At 69.9% G+C, this 6,774-nt stretch carries 8 protein-coding genes; 5 read left to right on the forward strand and 3 right to left on the reverse strand.

The genetic code is table 11. The features are described 5' to 3' along the window. Nucleotides 1-80: 80 nt before the first annotated feature. Nucleotides 81-1,796, forward strand: coding sequence for a DNA repair protein RecN (gene recN / locus ACT6QK_RS09135; protein ID WP_444597515.1), 1,716 nt, complete (start codon nt 81-83; stop codon nt 1,794-1,796). A gap of 6 nt (nt 1,797-1,802) precedes the next feature. Here recN and ACT6QK_RS09140 read toward each other — a convergent pair whose 3' ends face one another. After that, a complete protein-coding gene (locus tag ACT6QK_RS09140; protein WP_444597516.1) occupies nt 1,803-2,657 on the reverse strand; it encodes an MBL fold metallo-hydrolase in 855 nt (284 codons plus the stop codon). Nucleotides 2,658-2,727: 70 nt separating this feature from the next. Here ACT6QK_RS09140 and ACT6QK_RS09145 point away from each other — a divergent pair, with 70 nt between their 5' ends. From ACT6QK_RS09145 to ACT6QK_RS09155, 3 genes are read left to right on the forward strand one after another with little or no spacing between them, the layout of a single operon-like run. Continuing rightward, nucleotides 2,728-3,060 carry an ArsR/SmtB family transcription factor gene (locus ACT6QK_RS09145; protein ID WP_444597517.1) on the forward strand — a complete coding sequence of 111 codons (333 nt, stop codon included), beginning with the start codon at nt 2,728-2,730 and terminating at the stop codon, nt 3,058-3,060. Between the two features lie 4 nt (nt 3,061-3,064). After that, nucleotides 3,065-3,598: a rhodanese family protein gene (locus ACT6QK_RS09150; protein WP_444597518.1), complete on the forward strand. Its 534-nt coding sequence runs from the start codon at nt 3,065-3,067 to the stop codon at nt 3,596-3,598. Nucleotides 3,599-3,605: 7 nt separating this feature from the next. Next, a complete protein-coding gene (locus tag ACT6QK_RS09155) occupies nt 3,606-4,391 on the forward strand; it encodes a sulfite exporter TauE/SafE family protein (RefSeq protein WP_444597519.1) in 786 nt (261 codons plus the stop codon). 4 nt (nt 4,392-4,395) lie between these two features. Here the strand turns inward: ACT6QK_RS09155 and ACT6QK_RS09160 are convergent, their stop codons facing one another. Both ACT6QK_RS09160 and ACT6QK_RS09165 read right to left on the reverse strand, forming a co-directional pair. Beyond that, nucleotides 4,396-5,325, reverse strand: a complete 930-nt coding sequence (locus ACT6QK_RS09160; RefSeq protein WP_444597520.1) for a M28 family metallopeptidase — start codon at nt 5,323-5,325, stop codon at nt 4,396-4,398. A 35-nt stretch (nt 5,326-5,360) separates the two neighbouring features. Then, complete coding sequence (locus tag ACT6QK_RS09165) at nt 5,361-6,179, reverse strand: ABC transporter permease (protein ID WP_444597521.1); 819 nt, start codon at nt 6,177-6,179, stop codon at nt 5,361-5,363. A gap of 211 nt (nt 6,180-6,390) precedes the next feature. On the opposite strand from ACT6QK_RS09165, the gene ACT6QK_RS09170 reads away from it, so the two are divergent. Continuing rightward, nucleotides 6,391-6,774, forward strand: a 384-nt coding sequence (locus ACT6QK_RS09170) for a GcrA family cell cycle regulator (RefSeq protein ID WP_444597522.1), incomplete at its 3' end; no start/stop codon positions are given.

Consider the following 6,774-nt stretch of genomic DNA (forward strand, 5'->3'; position numbering starts at 1 on the left):
GCCGTCGCCGCGGAACGGGCGGTGAACAAATCCGGCGACCCGGCTAGAGTGGCGGCGATGCCGAATCACGAGCGCCCCTCATGCTGACCGCCCTGTCGATCCGCGACATCGTGCTGGTGGACGCGCTCGACCTCGACGTCGAAACCGGCCTGACGGTGCTGACCGGCGAGACCGGGGCGGGCAAGTCGATCATTCTGGACGCCCTGGGTCTGGCGCTCGGCGGGCGCAGCGACGCGGGGCTGGTGCGGTCGGGCGCGAAACAGGCCAGCGCCACGGCCGTCTTCACCGCCCCTGACGATCCCGACCTGATCGACCTGATCGCCGAGCGCGGGTTCGAGGTTCGGCCGGGCGAGGAGCTGATCCTGCGCCGGGTCGTCGGCGCCGACGGCCGCAGCCGGGCCTGGATCAATGACGCCCCGGCCGGGATCGCGGCCCTGAAGGAGATCGGCGCCCGGCTGGTCGAGGTCCACGGCCAGCACGAAACCGTCGGCCTGCTGGACTGGAAGACCCACCGCGCCTCGCTGGACGCCTATGGCGGTCTGTCGCCCCAGCTGGAGGGGGTGGCCGCCGCCGCCGGGGCCCTCAAGGCCGCCGAGACCCGGCTGTCCGATCTGAAGGCCGCCGCCGCCGAGGCCGCCGCGCGGTCCGAGGAGATCGCTCTCAACCTCGCCGACCTCGACGCCCTCGACCCGCGCGAGGATGAGGAGACGGAGCTTGCGGGCGAACGCGCCCTGCTCGGGGCCGCCGAAAAAGCCATGGCCGACCTGGCCGACGCCCGGACCCAGCTGGGCGGCGACAAGCTGGTCCAGAAGCTGTCGGCCGCCCTGCGCGCCGTCGAACACGCCCGGCAACGCGCCCTTCAGGCCATCGGGGCGACCGAAGGATCGGAGGGCGAGCACCCGGTGATCGGTCGCCTCGCCGCCGCCGCCGAAGCCATCGACCGGACCATCGTCGAGGCCCTCGAGGCCGTTGCGGAAGTGGACGCAGCGGCCAACGCCCTGGATTTCGAGCCCGGTCGGCTGGACAAGGCCGAGGAGCGGTTGTTCGCCCTGCGCGCCGCCGCGCGAAAGCTGAACACCACCGTCCACGCCCTGCCCGCCCTGCGCGTCAGCCTGCGCGAACAGCTGCGGCTGATCGAGGACGGGGCCGAGGCCCTGGTCGCCGCCGAACGCGAGACCTCGGCCGCGCGCGAGGCCTATGACATCGCCGCGACCTTCCTGACCTCGGCGCGGGAGGCGGCGGCCGAGCGGCTGACCGCGGCGGTCATGGCCGAACTGGCGCCGCTGAAGCTGGAACGCGCCCGGTTCCGCGTCGCCTTCGAACCCGTGACCGACGGTCGGCGCGGGCCGCTGGGCGTCGAGACCGTCCGCTTCCAGATCGCGACCAATGCCGGAGACGACTTCGGCCCGCTGGACGCCATCGCCTCAGGCGGCGAACTGGCGCGTTTCGCCCTGGCCATGAAGGCGGCTCTCGCTGGCCGCGCCGACCAGCGCCAGCCGGTGATGATCTTCGACGAGGTCGATCAGGGCGTCGGCGGGGCCGTGGCCGAGGCGGTCGGCCAGCGCCTGAAACGCCTGTCGGACGGCGCCCAAGTCCTGGTCGTGACCCACAGCCCCCAGGTCGCCGCCCGCGGCCACGCCCACTGGAAGGTGCGAAAGTCCGACATGGAGGGCCAGACCCGCAGCACCGTCGATCCGCTGGACGACGGCGCCCGGCTGGAAGAGATCGCCCGCATGCTCTCCGGCGCCGTCATCACTGACGAGGCCCGCGCGGCGGCCCGGACCCTGATCGGATAGATCCGGCTAGATCGCGTTGAGCGGCAGCTTCAAGTATCGTCGGCCCGCCTCGTCCGCCGGCGGCAGGGCGCCGGCGCGGATATTGACCTGCAAGGACGGCAGGATCAGCTGCGGCGCCCCGAGGGTGGCGTCACGGGCCTGACGCATGGCGACGAAGGCCTCTTCCGACACGCCCGCGATATGGATGTTCCCCGCCTTCTGGGCCCCCACGGAGGTCTCGAACCGGTAGTCGTCGCGACCCTTTGGCAGATAGTCGTGGCCGACGAACAGGCGGGTGTCGTCCGGCAGGGTCAGCAGGCGCTGGATCGAGCGATACAGGGTCCGGGCGTCGCCGCCCGGGAAGTCCGTCCGGGCCGTGCCGTAGTCGGGCATGAACAGGGTGTCGCCGGTGAAGACCGCGTCGCCGATGCGGTAGCTGATACAGGCCGGGGTGTGGCCCGGGGTGTGGATCACCTCGACCGTCAGATCGCCCAGAGGGAAGGTGTCGCCATCCTCGAACAGCCGGTCGAAGACCCCGCCGTCCGCCGCGACATCGAACAGCAGGCCGAAGGCCGACTGAACCTGGGTGATCCGTGCGCCGATGCCGATCGAGACGGCCTCGGTTTCCCGCAGGTGCTCGGCGGCGGTCAGGTGGTCGGCGTGGGCGTGGGTTTCGAGCACGAAGGCCAGTGTCAGTCCGGCTGCGCGCAACGCCTGCATCACCGCGTCAACCGACCGTGTCGAGGTTTGGGCGCCAGCGGGATCATAGTCGAGAACCGGATCGATGATCGCGGCCATCTGCGTCGCCGGATCACTGACCAGATAGGTGACGGTGTGGGTCGCCGGGTCAAAAAATCCGCGAACGTCGGGGCGAAGGGTCATGGGGCGTCTCCTCTTTCGCGGCCTATATATTAGCTATTGCTTATTTAGCAAGTTCGAATATATTGGCGCCATGATCGACATAGACGCCATCGGACTCGACCGTTTCGAAGCCAGCGCCGGCGAGGCCGCCGGGCTGATGCGCGCCCTGTCCAACGAAAAGCGGCTGATGATCCTGTGCCAGTTGGGGGACGGCGAGCTGTCGGTCAGCCAGTTGCTGCCGCTTGTCGGCCTGTCGCAGTCGGCCCTGTCCCAGCATCTGGCCAGACTTCGCGACGAGGCCCTGGTCGCCACCCGGCGCGACGGCACGACCATCTTCTACCGGATCGCCGAACCGGCGGTGCTCAAGGTCATCGCCGTTCTGGCCGAGATCTATTGCCCCCCTCTTCCGTCTGAAAAGGCCTGACGCCATGACCGTGCTCACCCCCCTCAACCCCGCCGAGGTTGATCGCCGACTGCGGGCGAACAGCGCCCTTCTGGTGGACATCCGCGAGCCGGACGAGTTTGTGCGAGAGCATGTCGCCGGCGCCGTCCATGCGCCGCTCTCGTCCTTCGACACGGCGGCATCGAGGCTGCCGGACGGTCGGGAGATCATCTACACCTGCCGCACGGGAAACCGGACCGGGGTGAACTGCGCCCGCCTCGCCGCCCGCACGCCGGGAGAAGCCTTCGTTCTGGACGGCGGTCTGGAGGCCTGGAAGGCCGCAGGGCTCGCGACCCGAAAAGACGCCTCCAGCCCGATCGAGTTGATGCGGCAGGTGCAGATGACGGCCGGGGGATTGATCCTGATCGGCGCGGCCCTGGGCCTTCTGGTCCATCCCGCCTTCTGGGGGCTGTCGGCGTTCGTGGGCGCCGGTCTGTTCGTGGCCGGCGCGACCGGCTTCTGCGGCATGGCGCGACTTTTGGCGGTCATGCCGTGGAACCGGAAGGCGCTGAGCGCCTGACGCCGCCATGACGAGCGATCTCCTCACCCTGCTGCTGGCCGCGGCGAGCGGCGGCGTGGTCGCCCTGCTGCTGACCCTGTTCGGCGGCGGCGGGTCGGTGTTGGCCGTGCCCCTGCTGCTCTATGTCGTCGGCGTCGCCGATCCGCATGTGGCGATCGGCGTCTCGGCGGCGGGAGTGGCCCTGAACGCGCTGACGGCCCTGGCGGGGCATGCCCGGGCCGGGCGGGTGCGCTGGCCCTGCGCCGCCCTGTTCGCCACGACAGGGGCCGTCGGCGCGTGGCTCGGATCCTCGCTGGCCAAACAGATCGACGGCCAGTCCCTGCTGGTCGTCTTCGCCCTGGCCATGGCCGCGGTCGGACTGGCCATGCTGCGACCGCAGGTCGCCGTCGCCCGCCCGGAGCCGCGCCTGAACTGGGCCCTGTCCCCGCGCGCCGGCCTGACCGGCGCCGGCGTCGGTTCGGCTGCGGGCTTCTTCGGCATCGGGGGCGGTTTTCTGATCGTGCCGGGGCTGATGGTTTCAACCGGAATGAGCCTGGCCACGGCCCAGGCGACGTCCCTGCTGAGCGTCGCCGCCTTCGGGGTGACGACGGCGGGGAACTACGCCCTGTCCGGCTGGGTCGACCCCATGCTCGTCGCCGCCATGACCGTCGGAGGCGTCGTAGGCACGGCGGCGGGGCTTCCGCTGGCGAGAAGACTGGGCGCCCGGGCGAGGCTGGGGCGAAGCCTGTTCGCCGGCCTCATCCTGATCGTGGCGGCCTATGTCGGCGTCAGGGCTGCCCTCGCCCTGATGTAGCGACCTACTTCCCGTCCGCCGTCAGCTTCGCGTCCATGGCCCGGACGACGGCTTCATAGGTGTCGGCGGTCAGGCGGATCGTTTCGCCCTCGACGACCTCGACCTTATCCTCGGCCGAGTGGATGGTGCGGAAGACGCGGGGGACGAAGCCCTCGGCCAGACCCGTGCTCTCGCCGCCGTTGAAGGCCAGCCACATCTGGTGGGCGCCGACCTGGTCCTGGAAGCCGAGCGAAACCACAGGCGCGCCGGCGGCCGAGAAGGCGCGGTCGTCGCTCGGCGGATAGGTCGGATAGCCGACGCATTGCAGGGCGCGCGCCGCACAGGTCTCCTGCACCGCGCGGGTCACCCAGGCCGACTGGGCGCCGTTGTTCTGGCCGTACATCATCGTGTCGCCATAGGCGGCGACGTCGGAGTTCAGCACTCCGGCGACCTGCGTGATCCCGTGCGCCTCGATCCATTTGCGCGCGCCGATCAGGCCCAGTTCCTCCTGGTCGAACAGGATGAGGCGGACATCGTGCGCGGGGGGATTGGCCTTGAGCGCCCTGGCCGCCTCGATCACGGCGACCACCGACCCGGCGTTGTCGACGACACCCTGAGACATCGTCCCGTCGCGCAGCTTCACCGCGTCATAGTGGGCCGTCAGCAGGATCTCGCCGCCCGCGCCCCCGCCCGTTCCGGGGATAAGGACCACCACATTGCGGCCCTCCATCGGGCCGCTGTTGCGCCCGCCGCCCTCGAAGGTCTCGATGGCCGGCGTGAACCCGACCGCCGTCAGTTGCTCGACCGCGACCCGGGTCCGTTCAGCATTGGAAGGCTGGACATAGGCCGCCACCCGGTCCTTCAGCTCCGCCTGCGTCGTCTGGGCGCTTGCGGCGCCGGCGAGGGCCAGAAAACAGGCGACGGTGGCGGCGACGGCGGTCGAGCGGAACAGCATGGCGGGATCCCTGATTGGACCCCCTGCCTATCAACTCAGCTCTTCAGTCGCCAGCCCGAGCGGAACACCAGCCAATTGGAGATCCCGAGCGCCACGATCAGCCCGGCGCTCATCAGGGCGCCGACCCAGAGCTCGCCCTCCGCATGGCCGATGAAGCCGAAGCGGAAGCCGTCGATCAGATAGAAGAAGGGGTTGTAGTGGCTGATGGTCGCGAAGGGCTCCGGCAGGTTCTCGACCAGATAGAAGGCGCCCGACAGGAAGGTCATGGGCATGACCACGAAGTTCTGGACCGCCGCCAGCTGGTCGAACTTCTCGGCCCAGAGCCCGGCCAACACCCCGGCCATGCCCATCATCAGCGAGGCGGCCAGCCCGAAGCCGACGATGGCGACGACATTGTGCAGCCCCAGCCGGGCGAAGGGCATGACGCAGATCGCCGTCACCAGTCCGACCACGATCCCGCGCGTGGCGGCGCCGAGGGAGAAGCCGATGGTCAGCTCCAGCGGGCTGAGCGGCGGGGTCAGGAAGTCGGTCGAGGTGCCCATGATCTTGGCCTGGATCAGGCTGGACGAGGAGTTGGCGAAGGCGTTGTTCAGGATGGCCATGACGATCAGGCCCGGCGCCACGAACTCGGCGAAGGGGGTGCCGTCCAGCGGTGGACGGCCGCCCTTCACGGCTACGACGAAGACCAGCATGTAGAGCAGGGTCGTCACCACCGGCGCCGCCACCGTCTGGGCCCCGACCTTCCAGAACCGGCGCACCTCGCGCAGGTAGAGCGTGCGAAGGCCGACCCAGTTGATGCCGTCGTAGCGGCGGGGCTGGGGCGGCGTGGTCGGAGCGGCGGCGATCTCGGTCATGGCCGCGCAGATGCGCTTACGTAACGCGCCGCGCAAGGCATCCCGCCAGGCTCAGCGTTCAAAGAACACCGATTCAACATCTGGTTCCTGTGGATCATGTGATTCGCACATCTTGCGTCTGTTAACGCCTCGTTTACAAACGGTGGTAGGCAGAAGGCGGTCAGCCGCCAGTCTGACACCAGATATTGAATCTCACGCGCTGGAGGGCGTCATGACCGCAGGCTGGACCGAGGACCGCGTAGGCGCGCTCAAGAAGCTCTGGCTGGAGGGCCAATCGGCCAGCCAGATCGCCAAACAGCTGGGCGGCGGCGTCACCCGCAACGCCGTGATCGGCAAGGTGCACCGCCTGGGTCTGTCGGGTCGCGCCACGCCGTCCCAGCCCGCGCGCACCACCACGACCGCCGCCTTCCGCCCGGCCCGGACCCGCACCACGCCGCCGGCCCAGCCCTCCGCCCCGCGTCGCATCGAGGCCGTGCAGCCGCGCCCGACCGCTCCGGTTCCGCCGACCCCGATCCGGGCCGTCGCCGAGCTTCCGGGCACCGCCACGGTGATGACCCTGGGCGCCCACATGTGCAAATGGCCGATCGGCGACCCG

The organism is Brevundimonas sp. (assembly GCF_052436175.1).
GTDB lineage: Bacteria > Pseudomonadota > Alphaproteobacteria > Caulobacterales > Caulobacteraceae > Brevundimonas.

What these genes read in the sequence shown, in the direction of transcription:
- recN (WP_444597515.1), top strand. Translation starts at nt 81, where the DNA reads ATGCTGACCGCCCTGTCGATCCGCGACATCGTGCTGGTGGACGCGCTC.
- ACT6QK_RS09140 (WP_444597516.1), bottom strand. Translation starts at nt 2,657, where the DNA reads ATGACCCTTCGCCCCGACGTTCGCGGATTTTTTGACCCGGCGACCCAC.
- ACT6QK_RS09145 (WP_444597517.1), top strand. Translation starts at nt 2,728, where the DNA reads ATGATCGACATAGACGCCATCGGACTCGACCGTTTCGAAGCCAGCGCC.
- ACT6QK_RS09160 (WP_444597520.1), bottom strand. Translation starts at nt 5,325, where the DNA reads ATGCTGTTCCGCTCGACCGCCGTCGCCGCCACCGTCGCCTGTTTTCTG.
- ACT6QK_RS09150 (WP_444597518.1), top strand. Translation starts at nt 3,065, where the DNA reads ATGACCGTGCTCACCCCCCTCAACCCCGCCGAGGTTGATCGCCGACTG.
- ACT6QK_RS09165 (WP_444597521.1), bottom strand. Translation starts at nt 6,179, where the DNA reads ATGACCGAGATCGCCGCCGCTCCGACCACGCCGCCCCAGCCCCGCCGC.
- ACT6QK_RS09155 (WP_444597519.1), top strand. Translation starts at nt 3,606, where the DNA reads ATGACGAGCGATCTCCTCACCCTGCTGCTGGCCGCGGCGAGCGGCGGC.